This window comes from Streptomyces sp. NPDC043738 (assembly GCF_056436545.1).
This window is the reverse complement of sequence record NZ_JBWKCJ010000035.1, coordinates 60,456-83,109: the sequence shown is the minus strand read 5'-3', so window position 1 is coordinate 83,109 and position 22,654 is coordinate 60,456. Positions and strand designations below refer to the sequence as shown.

The window sequence follows — 22,654 nt, the reverse complement described above, 5'->3', positions numbered from 1 at the left end:
GGCGAGCGCTGCTTGCGAAGGCGTTCTTCCGCTCCCTCGGTTTCTTTGCCCTGCCCTCAACGCTCCTACCCCCGCAGGGGGACGTGCCCCCCCCCGCCCCGTCGCGGTGGTGGCGCCGGTGTGACGGCGGCGCCCGCGTCCCGGCGCGGTGCCGGTCCGCGGTCGCTCCGGCGCGGTGCGTGTCACACCCGTACGTGGTACCGCAGCGCGCGGCCGCGGCCTACGTTGGGATCATGTTTGCCGCCTATGCCGCCCGCATCGACCGTGACCAGCCGCTGAACGGCCTCGAATTGGGGGAGCGCCCGGCCCCCGACGTACGCCCCGGCTGGACGACCGTCAACGTCAAGGCCGCCTCCCTCAACCACCACGACCTGTGGTCGTTGCGCGGGGTCGGCATCAGCGAGGAGTCGCTGCCGATGATCCTCGGCTGCGACGCCGCCGGGATCGACGAGGACGGCAACGAGGTCGTCCTGCACTCCGTCATCGGCCAGACCGGACACGGTGTCGGCCCCAAGGAGAAGCCCTCCATCCTCACCGAGCGCTACCAGGGCACCTTCGCCGAGCGGGTCACCGTCCCCGCCTGGAACGTCCTGCCCAAGCCGAAGGAGCTGTCCTTCGCGGAGGCCGCCTGCCTGCCGACGGCCTGGCTGACCGCGTACCGGATGCTGTTCACCAACGGGGGCGTACGGCCCGGGGACAGCGTCCTGGTGCAGGGCGCCGGCGGCGGTGTCGCGACCGCGGCCATCGTGCTCGGTGCCGCCGCGGGCCTGCGGGTCTTCGCCACCAGCCGGGACGAGACCAAGCGCAAGCGCGCACTGGAGCTGGGCGCCGAGGCGGTGTACGCCAGCGGGGAGCGGCTGCCGCAGCGGGTGGACGCGGTGATCGAGACCGTCGGCGCGGCCACCTGGTCGCACTCCGTCAAGTCGCTCAGGCCCGGAGGCACCCTGGTCATCTCGGGCGCCACCAGCGGTTTCACCCCCAAGAGCGGGGAGCTCAACCGGATCTTCTTCCTGGAGCTGAAGATCGTCGGCTCCACGATGGGCACCAAGGAGGAGCTGGCCGGGCTGCTCAGCTTCTGCGCCGCCAAGGGCATCCGCCCGGTCATCGACTCGACGCTGCCGCTGGACCGGGCGCGCGAGGGCTTCGCGAAGATGGCCCAGGGCGACCTGTTCGGCAAGATCGTGCTGACGGTCTGACCGTTGCCGACCGACGTGCGGATCCTGCGGGCGCGGGGGCGCCGTGCCGCGCCGTGGAGCAACGGCGGCGGGGTGACCCGCGAGGTCGCCGCCCACCCGCCCGGCGCCGGCTGGGACACCTTCGCCTGGCGCGTCAGCCTGGCCGACGTCACCCGGGACGGCCCGTACTCACCGCTGCCCGGCGTCCGGCGGATCCTGACCGTCGTCGACGGCGCGGGTCTGGAGCTGACGGTGGACGGCACCGCACACCACCTCCCGGGCCGCTACCGCCCGTTCCCCTTCCCCGGCGGGGCCGACACCGACTGCCGGCTGCTGTCCGGTCCGGTCGTCAACCTCAATGTGATGCTCCGGGACGGGCGCGCGGCGGCGACGGTGGAGATGGTCCGCGGGAGCCGGACGGTGGCGACGGGCCGGTCGCCGGCTCACGGCCGCGACGGTGGTGACCGGGCCGTCATGGTGGTCGCGCTGGAGGGGCGCACCGAGCTGGGTGCCGATGTGCGCGCTGACTCCGCGGTGCGTCTGGAGCGCTTCGATGCCGCTCTGCTGACCGCCGGGTCGCCGACGGATGCTCAGCTGCCGGTCGAGGTGCGGACGGACGGTGTGGCGGCGGTGATCTCGCTGTCCGGTGGCGAAGGGGCGCCCTGAGGGCGTGCCCTGAAAACGGACGCCGCCCCGGCGCCCCGAGGCGGGGGCCGGGGCGGCGGCATGTCTCACTGCTGGGCGCAGCGAAGGGCCCCGGGGTCGACGAGGAAGGAGATGTCGGCCAGGCAGGTCTCGGCCGGCGGGGACTGGTGCCCTCGGATCGCGCTGAAGGGGTCGCGGGGGGACTCGCCGTCGGCGGCGGCGAGGGGGGCGCCGCCCAGAACGGCCACGCCGGCCAGGGCCACTGCCGCGGCGAGGGTACGGACACGCATGATGATCTCCCATCGGGTGGGGCTCGCGGGTACGTCTCGATCGCACCCCGCATCCGCGCACCCCGCACGTCCGGATACTGCATACGGTGTCATGTGGTGACATACGGCGTCAGAAAGCGCTGTGCGGTGGCCCGTCGAGGTGTTCCGGGGCGTGCCCGGCGAGCCGTCCGGCCCCGGGGCGTGCCCCAGCGGCCCTGCCGGCGGACCGAGTTGGGCGCCCGGCGGGCCTCGGCTCGCCGGGGCGGTCACCGGGGACGCCGGGCCGGTGCGCACGGCGCAGGGGCGGGCCTACGGGTAGGCCACCTTCAGCGCGCCGATGCCCAGGGTGTTGTGGCGCGGCAGATAGCCCGCCTCGAAGATCGCGCCGAGTACGGGGTTGAGCAGCTGCGCCAGCCGCTCGGCACGGGAGTGGCCCAGCGCCCGCCAGGGGCCCGCCGCCAGACGGTCCGTCATCCGCTCGATCACCTGGCGTTCCTCGCGGGCGCGCTCGGTGGCGCAGCCGTCCGGGCCGATCCAGCCGCGGGCGGCGAGGCGGCGTCGGGCCTCGCTCCACTCCTGGCCGCTCCAGCCGCGCCCGGCGAAGTCCGAGGCCGGCGCGGCGCCGATCGCGGCGAACGACACCAGGGCCTCGCACGGATCGAGCCCACAGGTCAGCAGCGCCGCCAGATGGCCGTCGCCGCGGTGTTCGCGCAGCACCGTCGCGGCCTGCCAGAGCGTGAGATGGGGGGCGTCCGGCCAGGGCAGGTCGCGGTTGGCGGCGGCCAGCGGCCGGGCGGCCGCGCCGGCGTTCTCGGCGGCCTGGCGCGCGAGCCGGGCCGCCTCGGCGAGCTGCGCGCCGCTCAGCCGGCGGCCGATGAGGGCGGTCAGCGCGCGGTCCACGGCCAGCAGCCGTGCGTCGAGCACCTTGGCCGGCTCCGCGACGGTCCAGATCTGCGGGACGTACCGCGCGATCATGCGCGGGCTGAAGGTGTAGAACGTCGCGGCCACCAGCTCGGGACCGGCCGCGCCCAACGGAGCGGTACGCCAGGCGAAGTAGCTCGGCCAGCGGGAGCCGACGTCGTAGCCGAGGTCGGCGGCGACCTGGCGGGCCTCGGGGGCGAAGTACAGCGCGGCGTGCAGTGGCTCCAGCAGGTGCCACATCCGGCGGGCGACCGCGTGGTATTCCGACATCGCTTCACCTCATGGCCTTCACGATGCGTGCGCAGACAGGGAGAGGGGGTCGTAGTCCGGAACACGGCCGTCGGTCCGCGGAATCGGGCAGCTGGGGCTCCCTGGAACCCGGTGCCGGACGAAAAGCCGTGCGAAATACTGCCTTCCCCGATTACGCCGCGTGAATCCAGCCCGAAGATGACAACTCTGTGTAGTTGGGGGTTCGTTGGGGGCGGAGTGGGTTTCGGCCGCCCGACGGGGCGGGTGGGACAGGGCCGCGCGGTGTCGTACGGGCGCCGCCTGCGCGCAGCGTCACCGGCTGCCCGACCGCCCGGCTGCCTGACTGCCCGACCGCCCGGCCTCCGCGGGCCGGGCCCTACGGGGGCCGGGCCCTACGGGGGCCGGGCCCTACGGGGGACCAGGGCGCGCGGGCCGGCCGGCCCGCGCCGGCCGTCCGGGCGGTCCGGTCCTACGCGTCCGGGTCCCTACGGGGCGACGCGTACTGCTCGGGATGGCGCAGCAGCGCGCCGATGTGCGCGGCGGCCGTGCCCAGCCGCCGGCGGGACTCCCCGAGCTGCTCGGCCGTGACGCCGTGATCGCGCGCCGCGTCCCGCAGATCGTCGCGGAAGCGGTCCAGCAGCCGGTCGAAGTCGCGGGCCGGGTCGCCGCTGGTCGGCTCCTTCACCCATTCCGGGGTCGGCGGTGCCTCGGCGGACGGGGCCTGCCCGCTGTGCTCCTTGGCCAGGTCGATGCGCTCGACCGTCACCCGGGCCGTCTCGTCCGCGCCGGCCCCGGGCCCGGAGCCGGCGTGCTCACCGGACCGGTCGCCCGTGAAGCGGCCGGCCTCGCGGGCCACCTCGGCCAGCGCCTCGCGCACCGCGCCCGACCAGTCGCCGGACCGCACCGCCTCCTGGGCCTGGTCCTGTACGCGCCGGATGACCCGCTGGACCTCCTCGCGCGCGAACACCTGTGCGTCCCTGGCCTGCTTACGGGCCCGCTGGGCGTCCTGCTTGGCCCGCTTGCTCTCCTCCTTGGCCCGCCGCGCCTGCTCCTTCCACTCCTCCTTGGCGCGCCGGAACTCCTCCTTCGCCTGCCGCCAGGCCTCCTTGTCGCCGAACGCGCCGTCGAAGTAGTCGGCGGCCTCCGGGAACGGCCGGCCGGCGCCGTCGTCCGCGGAGCCCTTCTTCCCGCCGCCGTCGCGCCCGGCCCCGCCGGCCGCGCCGGCCTGGGCGCGGGCCTGCTGGGCGGCCGCCCGGACCTCGCGGCGCAGATCCCGCGCCGAACCGCTCACGTCCTCGCGGATGTCCGAGGCGAGCGCCGCGACCGACTCCCTGATCTCCAGCTCCAGATCGGCCAGCTCGCCACCGCGGTCGGCGAGTTCGGCCCGTCCGGAGTCGGTGATCGAGTAGACCTTGCGGCCGCCCTCGGTCGCATGCGTCACCAGGCCCTCGGCCTCCAGCTTGGCCAGCCGGGGGTAGACCGTGCCGGCGGAGGGGGCGTACAGGCCCTGGAAGCGCTCCTCCAGCAGGCGGATGATCTCGTAGCCGTGCCGGGGTGCCTCGTCGAGCAGCTTGAGGAGGTAGAGCCGGAGGCGGCCATGGGCGAAGACGGGCGGCATGTCAGCGCGCCTCCTTCGTTGCGGGCGGGTCGGCGGGGGAGTCCTCGAAGGCGGGGCGGCGCAGCAGGGCCAGACCACCGGAGATGGTGGTGACCTTGAGGGTGCCGGTGCCCTCGCCCAGCGAGCCGGTGATCTTCTTCGCGCCCCACTGGCCACTGACCCGCAGATCGTCGAAGGCGTTGGAGACCGTGCCCGACGTGGTGTTCGCCTCCACCCTGGCGTCGGCCGGGTCGGGCAGCCGGATGGCGACCTCGCCGGAGACCGTCGTCAGATGGATGTCGGCGCCCTTGACGGGATCCAGGTCGAGGACCATGTCGCCGCTGACGGAGTCGGCGTGCACCCCGCCGCCCGCGCCGTCGATGACCGTCAGATCGCCCGAGACGGAGTTGAACCGCAGATCGCCGGTGAGCGACTGCACCTCGACCTTGCCGGAGACGGTGTCGGCCCGCACCTCGCCGGAGAGTCCGACGAGCGTGCTGCGGCCGGTGACGCCGCGCACGTCCGTACGCGCCGAGATGCCGGAGACCACCGCGTCGGCGCCGACCACGCCGACCTCGACGCGGGTGCCGGACGGCACCGTCACCGACACCACCGCGCGGCGGTTCCACCCCTTGCGCTCCAGGAACTTCAAGAAGCCCTTCCAGGGGAGGTCCTCGTACGCGATGGTCAGGGTGCCCTCGCGGTAGGAGACGGTCAGCGGCGGGCCGTGCAGCTCGCTGACCTCCAGGCGGGCGGGGCTGCCGTCGGAGGTGCCGACCACGTTGACCGCGCCGCCGACCACGCGCACGTTGAGCGCGTCGAGGGGCTCCGCGAACTCCAGTGTGCGTGGCTCGGCCACCTGCATCGGATTCTGCGACCACTCGGTCCGGGCTGACATTCCTGGCCTCCCCTGGATAGCCATGCAACGCAACATATCGCGTCCTCACCAGACACGATATATCGCGGCTTGCGGAAGTCAAGCAGTGCCGACCCTGACGTCACCCCGATAGGACGCGTCGCGTCCCCTGGGGGACGTCCTTGGGGTGCGGCTCCGCGCGGCCCTCCCGTCGGCTACTCGCCCTACTCGTCCTCTTCGTCGTCCAGTCGTGCCAGCCAGGTGGCCAGCCGCTCCACCGGCACCTCGAAGTCCGGGTTCAGATCGACGAACGTGCGCAGCTGCTCGGCCACCCAGCCGAGGGTGACCTCCTCCTCGCCGCGCCGGTTCTCCAGCTCCTCGATGCCACGGTCAGTGAAATACACGCGCTCTCCACCAGGGGTCATGGGACATTCCCGGCCAGGATAGGCAGGCCCACGGACCTCTCGCGCCACAGGCGACCGAGGGCTAGCCTGATCACCTGTCAACGGTCCTGCGGCAATTGGGGAATTGCCGTCCAGGGGGAGCAGGAGGCCGTGATGCAAGATCGCGCACAGCGCATCGAACTGCCCGATGGCACGGAGGTCTGGGCCCGGGTCTCCCGGCTGGACCGACCCGGGCTCGACGGCGGGCAGGACGCGGACGAGGATTTCGAGGACGTCGGCGCCTGGGACGCGCTCGGCGCCCGGGTCGAGGGGCTGCGCGAGGTGATCGGCGGGGTCGCGAGCAGCGTCCGCCAGGCCGCCGAGCGGGTCGCGCCGGACGAGACCAGCGTGACCTTCGGCGTGGAGCTGTCGGCCAAGCCGGGCAAGGCCGTCGCCCTGCTCGCGGACGGCGAGGCCAAGACCAATCTCTCCGTCACCCTCACCTGGCGGCACGACGGCGGGGCGCCGTCACCGCGGCAGCGGCACCGAACGCAGGCGGCCGACCGCCGGGAGCCGGACGATTCGGGCCGCTGATGGCGCCCCCCGAGCCACCGGCCGGCGGCCGCGGTGACCGTGCCCGCTACGCCCAGCTCCTCGACCACGCCGGACGCACCACCGTCGGGCTGCGTGCCGCGCCCGGCGCGAGCGCGGCCCGGCTGTGGGGCAGCGGTGTACTGATCGCGCCGGGATGGGTGCTGACCTGCGCCCATGTGCTCGCGGCCGGCGACGGCCGGCGCCGCGAGACGGGACCGGACGGGGTCTTCGGCGTCGCGTTCGGCGGCCGGGTGTCGCCCGCGCGCCTGGTGTACGACATGAGCCGGCCCGACCCGGCGGCCGGGGCCGCCGCGCCCCGCGCCGACCTCGCCCTGGTCCGGCTCCTGGAGGGCGAGGCGGAGCACGCCTGCGCCTGGTTGAGCGATCAGCCGGCGACTCTCCTTGAGGACGCGTACATCTTCCGCGGGCACGAGCAGCCGGCCCCGGACCGGAACGGCGAACGCGTAGTACGCGACGTGCCCGGCGCCGACGGGACGGCCGGCCCCCCGGGTGCCGCCGCCGGCCCCGTGGACCCCTTCATCGCCGTCCGCTTCGGCGCCCGTGACGCCCGCGGCCTGCAGTTCGGCAGCGATGTCCGGGTCACCCCCGGGGCCTCCGGCGGGCCGCTGCTCGACTGCGACCGCGGCGAGGTGGTCGGCATCGTCAAGGGCCGCCATCAGCACGACCACGTCGGGCTCGCGGTGCCGGTCACGGCCCTGCGCGGGCTGGGCCCCGAGCATCTGACCCCGGGAGCCGAGGGGCTGGGCCCCGACCCGTACCACGCGCTGATGGGCCTGCACGACCGCTGGCACTGGGCCGGCCAGGACCTCGGCCGGGCCGGCGCCGGGCCCACCTGGTTCGACGCCCAGCACGCGATCATGGCGGGCCGCGGCCGGCTGTGGGGCGTACAGGAGCGGCTGCAGGCGCTGGACCTGCTCGCCCGGCTGCCCGCACCGCGCGACCCGTTGGTCGTGGAGGCCGCGGTCGGCGAGGTCCTGGAGCGCGGCGAGCGGCCCGGCGCCTGGTCGCTGCGCACCTGGCGGGACGGCCACGGCGCGCTCTACCAGGGCAGCGACCCCTACACGGAGCTGCGCGCCTTCGTGCACTATCTGCGGATCGTGGCCCAGCTGACCGCCGACGAGGTGCGCGAGGTCCCCGGCGAGCAGGCCGCCGCGGTACGCGAGGAGGCGGCCAGGCTCGCGGAGTTCGTCCAGGCCAAGGCGGTGGTGCTGCAGCCGCAGGACCGCAGGCGGATCGGGCCGGTGCGCCGCCGTCCGCGCTCCGTACTCGTCGAGTTCGAGCCGCTCTTCTACGGCGAGGGCGGCCACGAGCTGTACAACTGGTCGGTCAGCGAGGGCTACGGCCAGGGGCAGTGGCTGCGCGTGGACGTGCAGGAGTCGGCCGGCGGAGTGCCCTTCGAGCAGGCCCGGGAGCAGGTGCTGCGCCGGCTCGGCGGGCGGCTGCTGCGCGCCGACGGCGACGCCGGACCGGGCGCCCGCGTACGCCTGGAGGTCGCCGTCCCCGAGGGTCGCTGGCACACCGCCGTCGGCCAGTGGGAGGTCGCCGCCTCCACCCGGCGCACCGCCCGGCTGCGGCCGGTCGGCCCCGGGCGCGCGGTCGTCCTGCGCGACCAGGGGCGGCGCGAGCAGGTCGATCCGGCCTGGCTGCGCCGCTGGCAGGGCATCACCGCCGCCCCCGAGCTGCGGGCGCTGCGCATCCCGCCGCCCACGGGCGCCGGCGCGCGCCCCGGCGCCGGCTCCGCCGAGGCGGTCTGGCGGCTGCTGGAGACCGCGGACGACGGTGCGCTGCCCGCGCTGTGCCACACGGTCGCCGACGGGGTCGGGCGGGACGCGGTCGGCGTCGCCCTGGACACCGGCTTCCCGGCCGGGCTGTGGCCGGCCCGCGGCCACGGGCAGGAGCGGGAGTGCGACGCCGCCTGCGAGGAGTTCCACCGCGGGGTAAGGGAGTTGCTCCAGGGGTCCGGCGGTGTGGCCCGCCTCCCCGAGCTCGTCAGGCAGCTGCGCGCGAAGGCCGCGGAGGCCGCCGAGGAGGGCGCGCACTGGGCCCGGGACCTGGTGCTCCTCTACGACGATCCGGAGGACCCGATACCGCAACTGTTCACCGACCGGCCCCAGACGTCGCCGCGATGAACCGGTGCCGGGCCGCGCCCGGGGGCGGCGCGACGCTCCGTGCGGCGCGTGTGCCGCGCACGCGCCAGGCGCCCGCCCCCGGGCGCCCCCGCTCGCGTCGTCACGCATCGGCCCGTTGGCGGCGGCCGCCGCAAGTCCCGCCCTGTACGTGGCACTTGGCGCCCCCCGACGCACCAGCGTGAGACCGGAAACCGCCCCGTGCGCTTCCGTACGGATGGGTACTGTCATAGCGTCGTGGAAGACTTGTTCGTGAAGACGTGAAGACGTGATGGCGTGAGTGTGCGTGGCGGACGCGGGGTGAGGCCGGGGCGGATGCCGACGTCTCCGGTGGTCCTCCCTGACCCTTGCTCCTGACCGATGCCGGGCCGGCGACGAGGAGTTCCGACGTGAGCGACTGGCTCATCTACCGTGGGGCGGGGGCACCGCACGACGGAATTGAGCACCTTCCGCCGCCACCCCCCTGGCGTGATTTCGACGGCGGCCCTCCCGTGGCGCCGCCCGCGGCCCTCGATCCCGCCTCCGAGCGCAGGCTGGGCGTACAGCATCGGGAAGCCAGCCACCACCGCCCCGGCGAGACCGAGCGCGAGCTGGTCAACGCCGCGCTCTATCTGCGCAGACCGCTGCTGGTGACCGGCGCGCCGGGCAGCGGCAAGAGCACCCTGGCCCATTCGGTCGCCTATGAACTCGGCCTGGGCCGGGTGCTCGGCTGGCCGGTCGTCAGCCGCAGCACGCTCCGCGACGGCCTGTACGACTACGACGCCATCGGCCGCCTGCAGGACCTCCAGATAGCCCGGCAGAGCCTGGCCGAGCCGGCGTCGTCGGCCGCCGCCGAGGACGAACCCGGCGGCGGTATCGGCCGCTATATCCGCCTCGGCCCGCTGGGTACGGCCCTGCTGCCCGCCGACCGGCCCCGCGTCCTGCTCGTCGACGAGCTCGACAAGAGCGACATCGATCTGCCCAACGACCTCCTGAACGTCCTGGAGGAAGGGGAGTTCAGGATCCCGGAGCTGGAGCGACTGGCCGGATCCGCCCCCGAGGTGCAGGTGCTCAGCGACGACGGTGCGCGGGTGACGGTGCGCGACGGGCGGGTGCGCTGCCGCGCCTTCCCGTTCATCGTCCTCACCAGCAACGGCGAACGGGACTTCCCCGCACCCCTGTTGCGCCGCTGCATCCACCTCCACATCCCCGTCCCCGACAAGGAGCGGCTCGCCGCCATGGTGCGGGCACACTTCGGCGAGGGCGCCGCGGAGCGCTACGAAGCGGTGATCGACCGCTTCCTGGACCGCGAGCCCGGCGACGTCCGCGCCGTCGACCAGCTCTTCAACGCCATCCACCTCACACAGCAGGCCGGCTGGACGGACCAGGACGAGGAGGAGACCCGACGGCGCCTGACGGCGGAGCTGATGCGGCCTCTCGATCGGACGAGGTGAGTGCGGTGCCCCCCGGGGAACCCGGCCCAGGTCCCCTCGACGAGCTCGTCGCCCGGCTGACCGCGGCGGGGCTGCCCGCCGATGCCCGCCAGATGGCCGACGCGCTCTGGCTCGCCCAGTGGATCACTCCGCAGGAGGCATCGGCCGAGGGTCGGACCGATGCCGGCGCCGACCGCACGGACCACCCCGACCGCACAGATCCGGCCACTTTCCGGGTGGGACCGGCCGGATCGGCGCCCCGCGCGGTGGACGGCGGCGCGCCGGCGCCGGCGGACGGACTCGCGGTGCCGACCGGGGGCGCGAGCCAGGAAGCCGCCCGGCAGCGCGTCGCGGAGCTGCGGCCCCCTCTGGACACGGGGGAACCCCCCACACCCCTGGGGCAGTGGGGGAGCCCGCCGGACCCCGACCACCAGCGCCTCGGCGAGGTCGCCGTCCCGATCGCCTCAGCCTTCCCCGGGCTGCTGCCCCTCCAGCGCGCACTGCGGCCCGTCCAGCGCTACCGCCCGCCGGCCGCCCCCCTGCGCCACAGGCTGGACGAGCCCGCCACCGCCGAGCTCTCCGCCCACGCCGAAATGATCATCCCGGTGCTGCGCGGCGTGCACCGCCGCACGGCCGCCCTGCGGCTGCTGATGGACGGCTCCTCCTCAATGGCCGTCTGGGAGCAGATGCTGCACGACCTGCGCCAGGTCTGTGAGCGGGTGGGCGCCTTCCGGGACGTCACGGTGCACTACCTGCACCCGCACGGCCCGGACGTGGGCGTCGCCGCGGCCCCCGGCCCCGGCCGGCGGCTGCGCCCCGCCGACCAGTTGCACGACCCCACCGGCCACCACCTCACCCTCGTCATCAGCGACTGCGCCGGCCCCCTGTGGCGCGACGGCCGGATGCAGCGGCTGCTCTACCGCTGGGCGGCCGACGCCCCGCTCGCCGTCGTCCAGCCGCTGCCCCAGCGGATGTGGGCGCGCACGCTGCTGCCCGCCGTCGCCGGGACCCTCGTCCGCCGCCAAGGCCCCTACCAGGCACTCGACTTCACCCCCGCCCGACGGCGCCGACGGCCCGCCGCCGCACCGGGCGCGCCGTCCGCGACGCCCCGCGAACGCGCCGTCCCCGTCCTGTCCGCCACCCCCTCCGCCCTCGGCTCCTGGGCCCGGCTCGCCGCCGCCGACGCCGGTCTGTCGCTGCGCGGCGCGGCCTGTGTCGTCCGTGCCGACCACGGCGCCGAGCCCCCGGCCGGACCGCCGCCGGCGCCCGAGCGGGACGCACCCTCCCGTATGGTCGGCGAGTTCGAACGGCAGGCCTCGCCGGCCGCCCGGCTGCTGGCCGTCCACCTCTCGGCCGTACCGCTCGCCCTGCCCGTCATCCAGCTCGTCCAGCGCGCGATGCTGCCGCATACCGGGCCGGCGGAGCTGGCGGAGGTGCTGCTCAGCGGCCTGGTGACGCAACTCGCGCCGGAGCAGCTGCCCTCGGGGGAGCAGGCCGCCGGCGGCCCGTGGTACGACTTCGTGCCCGGCGTGCGCGACGAGCTGCTCGGCCGGCTCAGCGCGGGCGAGGCCGCCCTGGTCCTCAAGCACTGCTCGCTCTACATCGAGCGCACCTTCGGCCGCAGCGCCCGCAACTTCCCGGCCGTCGCGGTCGCCATGCTCTCCGGCAGCGGCCGCGAGCCGGAGACCGGCCAGCGCGCCGTGCCCGAACCCTTCGCCCGGGTCTCCGAACGCGTACTGCGCCGCTTCGAACCCGCGCTGCGCCCGCCCGACCGGCGGCCGTACGTCCCCGACGGCCCGGCCGCACAAGGCGCCGCCCTCCTGGAGCGCTACGAACACGACCGCGCCGTCCGCGATCTGGTCGAGGCCGTCCGCCTGCTGCGCGCCGCCGCCGAACGCCGGCCGCAGGCCGGCACCGACCTCGCCCGCGCCCTGCTGCACGCCTGGGCGAAGTGGCGCCAGCCGGACGCCCTGGAGGAGGCCGAGCGGGCCGCCCGGGCGGCGGAAGGGGCGGACGACGGCGACGACACCGGGGAGGCCGAGCGCACCCGGGCGCTGATCGTGCTCGGCCGGGTCGCCCACGCCCGCGCCCGGGAGCGCCGCCTGGCCGGTGACCCGGTCGGCGAACGCGCCGCGCTCACCGACGCCGCCCACCATCTGCACACCGCCGGCGGGCTGATGAGCCTGCTCGATCCCCGCGTCCTGGAGAGCATGGTGCTGCGCACCGAAGTCCTGCGCCGCCTGGCCGCCCTGCCCGAGGTGCCCGGCACCCCGGTGGACGAGGCGGAGCCCGCGTCAGAGGACCCCCTCGATACGGCCGAACGCTCCCTGACCACGCTGCTGGACCAGTGGCCCAGCGGCGAGCAGGTCCCCGGCGAGGTCTACGCCGCCCGCGGCGGGGTGCTGCTCGACCAGGCCCGCCGGGCCGCCGACGACCCCGAAGGGGCACGCCCCGCCGACGCGCTCGCGGTCCGCGCCGCCGACGACCTCGACACCGCCACCGTCCTGCTCCGCCGCCGCGGCGACGGAGCCGACCGACTGGTCTGCGAGACCCTGCTCGACCTGGCGGAGGCCCGTCAGATGAACGGCCGCGCGGGCCTGCCGTCCGTGCTGCCCACCCTCGAACGCGCCCGCGAGATGGCCCACGCACTGGGCGACGAAGCCCTGGAGGCCGACAGCCTGCGCCGGACGGCCGCCGCCCAGCGTGCCGTCCACACCCGTACCGGCGCGCCGGCCGCCCTGGACGCCGCGATCGCCGCCCTGGCGGCCGCGCTGCGCCTGACCGCCCCCGACTCGCCCGAGCACAGTGCGCTGCTCGCCGAACGCGGCGCGGCGCTGCTGCTGCGCGCCCGGCTGGAGCCTCCCGGTGCGAGCACCGGCTCCACTGGAGCGGCTGGCGCCGCGCCGCCCTCTGATCCCGGCAAGCGGCTGGCCAACGAGGCGGTCCACGTGCTGCGCGAGGCGCTGGCCAGGGTCGGGCCGCAGGACCCCGACCTCGGCAACCACCGGCTGCTGTTCGGCCGCGCCCTGCGGCTGCGCCACGAACGCCAGCCCTCGCTCGCCGATCTGCACGAGGCCGACTGGATCCTGGAGCTGGCCGCCCGGGGCGCGGACGTGCCGGACGCCGTCTGCGCCGAGGCCTGGCTCGAAGTGGGCGATGTCCAGCTGCTGTTGGACCGCCGCTTCGACTCCCGGGAACGGCACGACCGGGCCGCCGCCTGCTACCGCCGCGCCGCCGCGGCCGCCGGCCGGGCCGGCAGCGCCCTGCTGGCCGCCCGCGCCCACCACCGCCGCGGCGAGGTCCTGGAGGTCACCGCGGGCCCCCGCTCCGCGCTGCACGCCTACCGCGAGAGCTGGGAGCAGTGGCAGCGCGCCGCCGAGTCCGCCGGCCCCGAGGCCCAGCGCACCCGCGCCCGGATGCGTGCCCTCGCCGACCCGGCCTGAGCGCCCGGTGGCGCCACCCCGGCCGGCCGTCTGGCCGTCCACCGACCGACGTGTTTCTGTGGACAGCAGTTCGGGAACACCACCGTCCAGCAGGCCAGAGGAGAGCAGCGTGGCGACTACCCCCCGCACCGAACCGGCTGCGGCCGCCCCGTTCGGGCCGTCGGCCGAGCTGCTGCCGGATTTCTCCGGGATCGATGTGGGCGCCCTGGCGGCCCGGACGGAGCACGCGGTGCTGGGAGAGGTGGCGGCGCTGCTGCTGCGCAACTGGCCCACGGGCAAGGACGCCGTGGCCTATTACGAGGACGGCCCGGGCGCACTCCTGCGGTGACGGGCGGGGCGAGTCCCCGCCCCGTTCAGCCGCGCGGGAGGTTGTTTTTGGGCAAACGCGCAAGGAAACCGGCCAGTTGTCGGGGCATTTCGGTTCCTCGATCGATCGCGGAGCCAAGTAACCAGACAACGGGCGGAAGCGGGCGATCGGAAGCCGCCGACCGTACCTCGACGAAGGCCGACGGGGGCAGGGGGCGACGCCGTGGCGGGGGAGCAGACCGGCCGTAGCGCTGCCGTGCCCTTCCGGCAGTTCGTACTGAAGATCCACAGTCGCTGCAACCTCGCCTGCACCTACTGCTACCTCTACACCGGCCCCGACCACAGCTGGCGCGAGCGCCCGCGGACCGTCGCCGAGGCCACCGTCCGGCAGACCGCCCTGCGCATCGCCGAGCACGCCCGCACCCACCGGCTGCGCGAGGTGCGCATCGATCTGCACGGCGGGGAACCGCTGCTCACCGGCCCCGGCCCGCTCCTGGCCCAGGCCGCCGCCCTGCGCGCCGCACTGCCCGCCGGCTGCACCGCCGCGTTCGGCGTGCAGACCAACGGCACCCTGCTCACCCGGAACACGATCGAGGCGCTCGGCACCGCGGGCATCCGGATCGGCCTCAGCCTCGACGGCGGCACCCCCGGCCTCAACCGCCGCCGCCTCGACCACGCCGGAAGGCCCTCCTGGCCCGCGGCCTCCCGGGCCGTGCGCCTGCTCCACGACCGGCCCGACGTCTTCGCCGGCATCCTGTGCACCATCGACGTCACCGCCGACCCGGCCGAGGTCTACGGCTCGCTGCGGGCACTGGACCCGCCGACGCTCGACTTCCTGCTGCCGCACGCCAACTGGTCCAGCCCTCCGCCCGCCCCACTGGGCCCCGCCGGCCGCACGCCGTACGGCGACTGGTTGTGCACGGTCTTCGACCTGTGGTGGGACGGCGGGCCCGGCCCCCGGGTGCGGGTGTTCACCGAGATCCTGGGCCTGCTCCTGGGCCGCCCCAGCTCCAGCGAGGCGGTCGGCCTCTCGCCGGTCGTCGCCCTGGTGGTCGACACCGACGGCGCCATCGAACAGGTCGACTCGCTCAAGTCCACCTACGAGGGCGCCGCCGCGACCGGCCTCGACGTCTTCCACCACACCTTCGACCAGGCCCTGGCGCACCCCGGCATGGCCGCCCGCCAGCGCGGCCGGGACGGGCTCGCCGCCCAGTGCCGGGCCTGCGCCCTGGTGGAGGTGTGCGGCGGCGGCAACTACGCCCACCGCTATCGCGCGGACACCGGGGGATTCGCCAACCCGTCCGTCTACTGCGCCGACCTGGAACGCCTGATCCGGCATGTCGCCGCCCGCCTGGACGCCGCCGTTTCACTCAACTGGCCTGCCAGTGACATGACCTGACGCACTGTCGTCATCTGGAGCGATACTTGGGCTATCGTGCGAAAGAGCCAGGGCGTGCCCGACGAATCAGCCTCCGCACGCGCGCACCATCGCATCTCAGGGAGACGGTCGCATGGTCGATCAGTCCATTTCTTCTGGTTCTTCTGGTTCTGCTGGCACTTCTGGTCGGTCCCATCCCATCGGCTCCCGCGAGCACATCACCATCAGCTACGCGGGCTTCGCCCGGCCGTGGGCCGCCTGGATCTCCCACCAGCTGGAGCAGCAGGGCCACGGCACGACCCTGCTCCGCTGGGACCCGCAGGTGGACACGGCACTGGCCGCGGAGCTGTCGGGGCTGCTGGAGGCCGAGGGCCGGCTGCTGATCGTGCTCGACGACTGGTACTTCCGGCTGGGCCCCAAGACACAGGAGGAGTGGACGGCCGCGCTGCGGGAGGTGGTGCCCCCGCACGCCGACCGGTTCGCCGCGGTGAGCGTGGCCACCCAGAGCCTGCCGGCCACCGCCTCCCTGCTGCGCCCCGCCGACCTGCGCGACCTCGACGCCCGCGAGGCCAACCGCCGGGTGCTGCACCGGCTGGGCATCGCCGCACCGGCCCGGACCGTGGACGAGGACGCCCCCGGCGAGCCCCGCTTCCCGAACAACCCGCCCGAGGTCTGGAACATCCCCCGGCGCAACAACCGCTTCACCGGCCGCGACCACGTACTCGAAGAGCTGTACGGCAAGCTCGCCGGCCCCGGGGTGGGCTCGGCCCCGCCGCTGGAGACCCGGATCGCGCTCTACGGCACCTCCGGCGTCGGCAAGAGCCAGATCGCCGCCGAGTACGCCCACCGCTTCGGCAACGACTACGACGTGGTGTGGTGGATCAGCGCCACCAACCGCGGCGCCGCCCGCGAACAGCTCGCCGAACTCGCCACCCGGCTCGGCCTGCCCGTCGGCCGGGAACTGGGCGACCGCATCCGCGCCGTCCACGAAGCGCTGCGCGTCGGCCGCCCCTACCGCCGCTGGCTGCTGATCTTCGACAGCGCCGACGACATGGAGCAGATCGAGGACCTGATCCCCGACGGCCGCGGCCACGTCCTGATCACCACCCTCACCCGCGACTGGTCGGGGTCCGGCAGTGCCCAGGAGATCGAGGTGCTGCCCTTCACCCGCATCGAGTCCGTCGCCTACGCCCGACGCCGCGCCCCCCGGCTCACGCCGGTCGAGGCCGACATGCTCTCCGAAGCCGTCCAGGACCTGCCGCTGCTGCTCGCCCAGACCGCCGCCTGGCTCGACGCCAACCCGATGTCCCCCAAGGAGTACATCGAACTGATCCGGCGCGGCGAGCCCAGCCTCGTCGGCATCCGGATCTCCTCCGACTACCCCATGGCCTTCCAGACCAGCTGGGCCATAACTCTCAACACCCTGCGCGAGCGCAGCCCCGCGGCGGTCGAACTCCTCAAGCTGTTCGCCTTCTTCGCCCCGGACGCCATCCCCGTCCCGATGCTCGCCAAGGCCCGCCGCGGCGACCTGCCCGAACACCTCGCCGATCTGGCCGCCGAGCCGATCAGCTGGAACACCGCGCTGCGCCGGCTGACCGAATCCACCGCCGTACGCCTGGACTACCAGGTCTCCCAGGACTCCGACCCGGCCGTGGAGACCGCGCAGATGCACCGGCTCTACCACCGGTTCCTGCGCAGCGACATGACCGAGGACGAGCGCGACCTGATGGCCGCGACCGCCTGCCGGGTGCTGGTCACCGCCGACCCGCAGAACCCCTCCGACACCCGCTACTGGGAGCGCTACGCCGAGCTCATCCCGCATCTGGAGCCGGCCGGCGTCCTCGACAGCCCCGACGCCGCAGTCCAGCAGCTGCTGCTCAACTGCATCGAATACCTGCGGGTCCGCGGCGAGTACCGCATCGGCCTGCGGCTGTGCGAGCAGTTCATGTCCCGCTGGCGCACCCGCCTCGAACCCACCCAGCGCACCATGCTCGTGCTCACCCACCAGCACGCCAACATGCTGCGCCGGCTCGGCCGCTACCGCGAGGCCGAGGCGGTCGGCGGCTCGGTCGTCGACCAGCTCTCCGCCGAGCGGGACGCCTCCGACGCCGACCTGCTGCGCGCGCAGGACGGCCTCGCGGGCACACTGATCGCACTGGGCTCGTACGAGCAGGCCCACGAACTCTTCGACGCCGTCTGGCGGGCCTACACCGAGCTGCTCGGCCCCGAGGCACCCCGCACCCTCTCCTCGCGGCACAACCTCGGAAACGTCCTCGCGCTGCTCGGCCGCTACGAGGAAGCGCTGGTCACCCACCGCGAGGTGCTCGCCTTCCGGGAACGCGAGCTGCGCGCACGGCACCACCTCACCCTCAACGCGGGCACCGCGCACGCCCGCACCCTGCGCCTGCTGGGCCGCTACCGCGACGCCACCTCCAGCCAGGAACTCAACGCCCGGCTGCATCTGCAGGTGATGGGCGCGCACACCCCGCAGACCCTGCGCGCCGAGCACAACCTCGCGCTGTGCCTGCGGCGCACCGGCGAGGTGGCCAGGGCCGGCACCCTGATGGCCGACCTCGTCGAACGCTCCCGCCGGGTGCAGGGCCCGCGCCACCCCGAGACGCTGATGGTCCGCGCCGACCACGCCACCTTCCTGCGCGAGCACGGCGACCTCGGCCACGCCCGGGACCTGGCCGAGGAGGTCGCCGAGCGCTATCAGGCACTGGCCGGCGAGCGGCACCCGTACACCATCGGCACCCGCGGGAACGTCGGACTGGTCCGCGGGGAGTTCGGGGAGACGGCCGAGGCGCTGGACATCGCGGAACGGGCCCTGCACGGCATGACCCAGGTGATGGGCCCCGACCACCCCTGGACGCTGGGCTGCGCGCTGAACGCCGGCGCCGCCCGCAGCCGGGTCGACGACGAGGACGGCGCGGTGGAACTGGGCCGCGACACCCTGGAGCGGGCCAAGGCGACGCTGGGCGACACCCACCCGATGACCCTCTCCGCGAAGACGGCACTGGCCGAGGACCTGCGCGCGCTGCGCCGCCGCGGCCAGGAGGCGGCGAAGCTGGAGCAGGAGGCGATCCAGCAGCTCTCCGAGACGCTGGGCGCCGAGCACCCGCACACCCTGTCCGCCCGGCGCCGCCGCCGCCCGTACTGGGACTTCGAACCGCAGCCCGTCTAGGAGGTACGCGGAAGGGCCCGCCCCCGAGGGGACGGGCCCTTCCACTGTGTCACCGGTGGGTCCGGCGGCCGGCGACGCCTACGCGTCGAAGACCTCCGCGACCAGCTGGGCCTGCTCTGCCTGGTGGCGCTTGGCGGAGCCGACGGCCGGCGACGAGGAGTGCGGCCGCGAGATGCGGCGCAGGCGCTCGCCGTGCGGCACGTCGGCGCCGACGGCCAGGTCGAGGTGGTCGATCAGGTTGAGACCGAGGAACGGCCAGGCACCCTGGTTCGCCGGCTCCTCCTGCGCCCACAGGTACTTCTCGGCGTTCGGGAACTTGGCGATCTCCGCCTGGAGTTCCTTGCCGGGGAGCGGGTAGAGGCGCTCGATGCGGACGATCGCGGTGTCGTTCGCACCGCGCTTGGCGCGCTCGGCCTCCAGGTCGTAGTAGACCTTGCCGGAGCAGAAGACGACCTTGCGGACGGCGCTCGCGTCCACCGCGCCGGAGGCGACCTGGGTGTCGCCGATGACGGGGCGGAAGCCGCCCGTGGTGAACTCCTCCGTCTTCGACGCCGCGGCCTTCAGACGCAGCATCGACTTCGGGGTGAAGACGACCAGCGGCTTGTGGTGCGGGTTGTGCACCTGCCAGCGCAGCAGGTGGAAGTAGTTGGAGGGGAGCGTCGGCATGGCGACGGTCATGTTGTTCTGGGCGCACAGCTGCAGGAAGCGCTCGATCCGGGCCGAGGAGTGGTCCGGGCCCTGGCCCTCGTAGCCGTGCGGGAGGAGCAGGGTGACGCCGGAGGTCTGGCCCCACTTCTGCTCCGCCGAGGAGATGAACTCGTCGACGACCGTCTGGGCGCCGTTGACGAAGTCACCGAACTGGGCCTCCCACATGACCAGCGCCTCCGGGCGGGCCAGCGAGTAGCCGTACTCGAAGCCCATCGCCGCGTACTCGCTCAGCAGCGAGTCGTAGACGTTGAAGCGGGCCTGGTCCTCGGAGAGGTAGAGCAGCGGGGTGTAGTCCTCGCCCGTCTCGCGGTCGATGAGGACCGCGTGGCGCTGGCCGAAGGTGCCGCGGCGGGAGTCCTGGCCGGCGAGCCGGACCGGGGTGCCCTCCATCAGCAGCGAGCCGACGGCGAGGGTCTCGCCCATGCCCCAGTCGATGGTGTTGTCCTCGACCTGGGCCGCGCGGCGCTGCAGCTGGGGCAGCAGACGCGGGTGGACGGTGATGTGGTCGGGGATGTTGACCTGGGACTCGGCGATCCGCTTGACGACCTCCTGGGAGATCGCGGTGTCCACGAAGACCGGGAACTCGGCCTTGGGCTGCGGCACCTCGGGGACGGCCGGGGCCGTCGTGGCGTCGCGGACCTCGGTGAAGACCTTCTCCAGCTGTCCCTGGAAGTCCTGCAGCGCCTGCTCGGCCTCTTCCAGCGTGATGTCGCCGCGACCGATGAGGGACTCGGTGTAGAGCTTGCGCACCGAGCGCTTCTTGTCGATCAGGTCGTACATCAGCGGCTGGGTGAAGGCCGGGTTGTCCGATTCGTTGTGACCGCGGCGGCGGTAGCAGATCAGGTCGATGACCACGTCCTTGTTGAACGCCTGGCGGAACTCGAAGGCCAGACGGGCGACGCGGACGACGGCCTCGGGGTCGTCGCCGTTGACGTGGAAGATCGGCGCCTCGATCATGCGGGCCACGTCGGTGGCGTACATGGACGAACGCGACGACTCCGGGGCGGCGGTGAAGCCGACCTGGTTGTTGATGACGACGTGCACCGTGCCGCCGGTGCGGTAGCCGCGCAGCTGGGACATGTTCAGCGTCTCGGCGACCACGCCCTGGCCGGCGAACGCGGCGTCGCCGTGCAGCTGGATCGGCAGGACGGTGAAGTCCGTGCCGCCCTTGTTGATGATGTCCTGCTTGGCGCGGGCGACACCCTCGACGACCGGGTCCACGGCCTCCAGGTGGGAGGGGTTGGCGGTGAGCGAGACCTTGATCTGCTCGCCGTCCAGGCCGGTGAAGGTGCCCTCGGCGCCCAGGTGGTACTTCACGTCGCCGGAGCCGTGCATCGACTTCGGGTCGAGGTTGCCCTCGAACTCGCGGAAGATCTGCGCGTAGGACTTGCCGACGATGTTGGCGAGGACGTTGAGCCGGCCGCGGTGGGCCATGCCGATGACGACCTCGTCCAGGCGCGACTCGGCCGCGGAGTCGATGACCGCGTCCAGCAGCGGGATGACGGACTCGCCGCCCTCCAGCGAGAAGCGCTTCTGGCCGACGTACTTGGTCTGCAGGAACGTCTCGAACGCCTCGGCGGAGTTCAGCCGGCGCAGGATGCGCAGCTGCTCGTCGCGCTCCGGCGACTTGTGCGAGCGCTCGACCCGGTCCTGGATCCACTGGCGCTGCTTGGGGTCCTGGATGTGCATGAACTCGATGCCGGTGGTGCGGCAGTACGAGTCGCGCAGCACGCCCAGGATGTCGCGCAGCTTCATCATGGACCGGCCGGAGAAGCCGCCGACCGCGAACTCGCGCTCCAGGTCCCACAGGGTGAGCCCGTGCTCGGTGATGTCGAGGTCGGGGTGCTTGCGCTGGTGGTACTCCAGCGGGTCGGTGTCGGCCATGACGTGGCCGCGGACCCGGTAGGAGTGGATCAGCTCGAAGACCCGGGCGGCCTTGGTGACGTCGTCGTCGTGCGAGGCGTCGATGTCCCGCAGCCAGCGGACCGGCTCGTAGGGGATCCGCAGCGACTTGAAGATGTCGTCGAAGAACTCGTTCTCGCCGAGCAGCAGCTGGCTCATGACCCGCAGGAACTCGCCGGAGGCGGCGCCCTGGATCACCCGGTGGTCGTAGGTGCTGGTCAGCGTCATGACCTTGGAGACGCCCAGCTTGTTCAGGGCGTCCTGGGAGGTGCCCTGGAACTCCGCGGGGTAGTCCATCGCGCCGACGCCCATGATCATGGACTGGCCGGGCATCAGACGGGGCACCGAGTGGACGGTGCCGATGCCGCCGGGGTTCGTCAGCGACGCGGTGACTCCGGTGAAGTCGTCCATCGTCAGCTTGTTGTCGCGGGCCCGGCGGACGATGTCCTCGTAAGCCTGCCAGAACTCGAAGAAGGAGAGCGTCTCGGCCTTCTTGATGGCGGCGACGACGAGCTGGCGCTCGCCGCTGGGCTTCACCAGGTCGATGGCCAGGCCGAGGTTGATGTGCGGCGGCTTGACCAGCGTCGGCTTGCCGTCCTTCTCCGCGAAGGAGTAGTTCATCGACGGCATGGCCTTGAGGGCCTGCACCATCGCGTACCCGATCAGGTGGGTGAAGGAGACCTTCCCGCCCCGGGCGCGCTTGAGGTGGTTGTTGATGACGATGCGGTTGTCGAACAGCAGCTTCACCGGGACGGCGCGGACGGACGTGGCCGTCGGCAGCTCCAGGGAGGCGTTCATGTTCTTCGCGACGGCGGCCGAGGGGCCGCGCAGCTGGACGTACTCGGGCCCGGCCGGGGCCTCGCCGTCGGCGGCCGGCTTGGCGGCCGGCTTCGCGGCGGGCTTGGCGGGAGCCGCCTTGGCCGGGGCCGGCTTGACGGGGGCCGGAGCGCTCGCGGCCGGCTTCGCCGGGGTGGCCGGCTGGGCCGCGGGCTTCGGCTCGGCCGCGGCGGGGGCCGGCGGCGTGACCGGGGCAGACGGCGCCGGGGCGGCCTGCGCGGGGGCGGTGCCCTCCGCGGGCTTGCTCGGCGCGGTGGCGCCGCCCGGCTTGTAGTCGGCGAAGAAGTCCCACCAGGCTCGGTCTACCGAGTTCGGGTCCTGGAGGTACTGCTGGTAGATCTCGTCGACGAGCCACTCATTGGGACCGAACGCGGCAGCAGGGCTCTTGCCCTGCCCCTCTTGGTCGGTCGAGATGCTCGAGCTGTTGGGGGACTGTAGCGACACGGCGGCAACCGCCCTCTTCCGCTTCCTAAGGTGGTGGACAGCGGGAATAAAGGCTACGCCTCTTGTGACCTTTGGTGCAGTCCGGGAGGGCCACTCGTCGCGCACGTCACATTCCCGAAGGGGTTTCGGGGCATGACTTGGCGGGAAACACACGGAGTTTGCCCGTGTGCGGGTAGGACTCACCGCCGTCGCACCCATGGGATG

The 22,654-nt window shown here is 73.8% G+C and carries 15 protein-coding genes; 9 read left to right on the top strand and 6 right to left on the bottom strand.

All coding sequences use genetic code 11. The annotated features are described in order from the left end of the window. Positions 1-233 precede the first annotated feature (233 nt). Together AC0680_RS32870 and AC0680_RS32865 are read left to right on the top strand one after the other, a co-directional pair. The gene (locus tag AC0680_RS32870) at positions 234-1,196 is read left to right on the top strand and encodes a zinc-binding dehydrogenase (RefSeq protein ID WP_478636142.1); all 963 of its coding nucleotides are present in this window, start codon (positions 234-236) and stop codon (positions 1,194-1,196) included. A 3-nt stretch (positions 1,197-1,199) separates the two neighbouring features. Further along, positions 1,200-1,841 carry a HutD/Ves family protein gene (locus AC0680_RS32865; RefSeq protein WP_478636140.1) on the top strand — a complete coding sequence of 214 codons (642 nt, stop codon included), beginning with the start codon at positions 1,200-1,202 and terminating at the stop codon, positions 1,839-1,841. 65 nt (positions 1,842-1,906) lie between these two features. On the opposite strand, the gene AC0680_RS32860 is transcribed toward AC0680_RS32865, so the two are convergent. The 5 genes from AC0680_RS32860 to AC0680_RS32840 form a co-directional block, all read right to left on the bottom strand. Continuing rightward, the gene (locus AC0680_RS32860) at positions 1,907-2,110 is read right to left on the bottom strand and encodes a hypothetical protein (RefSeq protein ID WP_478636137.1); all 204 of its coding nucleotides are present in this window, start codon (positions 2,108-2,110) and stop codon (positions 1,907-1,909) included. Positions 2,111-2,398: 288 nt separating this feature from the next. Beyond that, on the bottom strand, positions 2,399-3,280 hold the full coding sequence (locus tag AC0680_RS32855) for an SCO6745 family protein (RefSeq protein ID WP_478636134.1): 882 nt from the start codon (positions 3,278-3,280) through the stop codon (positions 2,399-2,401). A 448-nt stretch (positions 3,281-3,728) separates the two neighbouring features. Then, positions 3,729-4,877: a PadR family transcriptional regulator gene (locus AC0680_RS32850; protein ID WP_478636131.1), complete on the bottom strand. Its 1,149-nt coding sequence runs from the start codon at positions 4,875-4,877 to the stop codon at positions 3,729-3,731. Between the two features lies 1 nt (position 4,878). After that, the gene (locus tag AC0680_RS32845) at positions 4,879-5,754 is read right to left on the bottom strand and encodes a DUF4097 family beta strand repeat-containing protein (RefSeq protein ID WP_478636128.1); all 876 of its coding nucleotides are present in this window, start codon (positions 5,752-5,754) and stop codon (positions 4,879-4,881) included. A 182-nt stretch (positions 5,755-5,936) separates the two neighbouring features. Further along, positions 5,937-6,116 carry a DUF6104 family protein gene (locus AC0680_RS32840; protein WP_384434017.1) on the bottom strand — a complete coding sequence of 60 codons (180 nt, stop codon included), beginning with the start codon at positions 6,114-6,116 and terminating at the stop codon, positions 5,937-5,939. Between the two features lie 153 nt (positions 6,117-6,269). Here AC0680_RS32840 and AC0680_RS32835 point away from each other — a divergent pair, with 153 nt between their 5' ends. The 7 genes from AC0680_RS32835 to fxsT all read left to right on the top strand — a co-directional run bounded on the left by AC0680_RS32835 (position 6,270) and on the right by fxsT (position 18,559). Then, complete coding sequence (locus AC0680_RS32835; protein ID WP_478636124.1) at positions 6,270-6,689, top strand: CU044_2847 family protein; 420 nt, start codon at positions 6,270-6,272, stop codon at positions 6,687-6,689. Then, complete coding sequence (locus AC0680_RS32830) at positions 6,689-8,839, top strand: VMAP-C domain-containing protein (protein ID WP_478636121.1); 2,151 nt, start codon at positions 6,689-6,691, stop codon at positions 8,837-8,839. Before AC0680_RS32835 ends, AC0680_RS32830 begins: the two co-directional genes overlap by 1 nt. A 386-nt stretch (positions 8,840-9,225) precedes the next feature. Continuing rightward, the gene (locus AC0680_RS32825; RefSeq protein ID WP_478636118.1) at positions 9,226-10,269 is read left to right on the top strand and encodes an AAA family ATPase; all 1,044 of its coding nucleotides are present in this window, start codon (positions 9,226-9,228) and stop codon (positions 10,267-10,269) included. Between the two features lie 5 nt (positions 10,270-10,274). Then, positions 10,275-13,691, top strand: a complete 3,417-nt coding sequence (locus tag AC0680_RS32820) for an SAV_2336 N-terminal domain-related protein (protein WP_478636116.1) — start codon at positions 10,275-10,277, stop codon at positions 13,689-13,691. A gap of 109 nt (positions 13,692-13,800) precedes the next feature. Further along, entirely contained in the window at positions 13,801-14,019 is a 219-nt protein-coding gene (locus AC0680_RS32815) for a YxD-tail cyclophane-containing RiPP peptide (RefSeq protein WP_478636113.1), read from the top strand. 201 nt (positions 14,020-14,220) lie between these two features. Further along, positions 14,221-15,396 (top strand): FxsB family cyclophane-forming radical SAM/SPASM peptide maturase, encoded by a 1,176-nt coding sequence (locus AC0680_RS32810; RefSeq protein ID WP_478636111.1) that lies wholly within the window; start codon positions 14,221-14,223, stop codon positions 15,394-15,396. Positions 15,397-15,508: 112 nt separating this feature from the next. Continuing rightward, positions 15,509-18,559 carry an FxSxx-COOH system tetratricopeptide repeat protein gene (gene fxsT / locus AC0680_RS32805; RefSeq protein ID WP_478636108.1) on the top strand — a complete coding sequence of 1,017 codons (3,051 nt, stop codon included), beginning with the start codon at positions 15,509-15,511 and terminating at the stop codon, positions 18,557-18,559. 78 nt (positions 18,560-18,637) lie between these two features. Here fxsT and AC0680_RS32800 read toward each other — a convergent pair whose 3' ends face one another. Further along, entirely contained in the window at positions 18,638-22,450 is a 3,813-nt protein-coding gene (locus AC0680_RS32800) for a multifunctional oxoglutarate decarboxylase/oxoglutarate dehydrogenase thiamine pyrophosphate-binding subunit/dihydrolipoyllysine-residue succinyltransferase subunit (protein ID WP_478636106.1), read from the bottom strand. Positions 22,451-22,654 lie beyond the last annotated feature (204 nt).

Coding starts and splice junctions, on each gene's coding strand:
- AC0680_RS32870 (WP_478636142.1), top strand. CDS start 234: ATGTTTGCCGCCTATGCCGCCCGCATCGACCGTGACCAGCCGCTGAAC.
- AC0680_RS32860 (WP_478636137.1), bottom strand. CDS start 2,110: ATGCGTGTCCGTACCCTCGCCGCGGCAGTGGCCCTGGCCGGCGTGGCC.
- AC0680_RS32855 (WP_478636134.1), bottom strand. CDS start 3,280: ATGTCGGAATACCACGCGGTCGCCCGCCGGATGTGGCACCTGCTGGAG.
- AC0680_RS32850 (WP_478636131.1), bottom strand. CDS start 4,877: ATGCCGCCCGTCTTCGCCCATGGCCGCCTCCGGCTCTACCTCCTCAAG.
- AC0680_RS32845 (WP_478636128.1), bottom strand. CDS start 5,754: ATGTCAGCCCGGACCGAGTGGTCGCAGAATCCGATGCAGGTGGCCGAG.
- AC0680_RS32835 (WP_478636124.1), top strand. CDS start 6,270: ATGCAAGATCGCGCACAGCGCATCGAACTGCCCGATGGCACGGAGGTC.
- AC0680_RS32830 (WP_478636121.1), top strand. CDS start 6,689: ATGGCGCCCCCCGAGCCACCGGCCGGCGGCCGCGGTGACCGTGCCCGC.
- fxsT (WP_478636108.1), top strand. CDS start 15,509: ATGGTCGATCAGTCCATTTCTTCTGGTTCTTCTGGTTCTGCTGGCACT.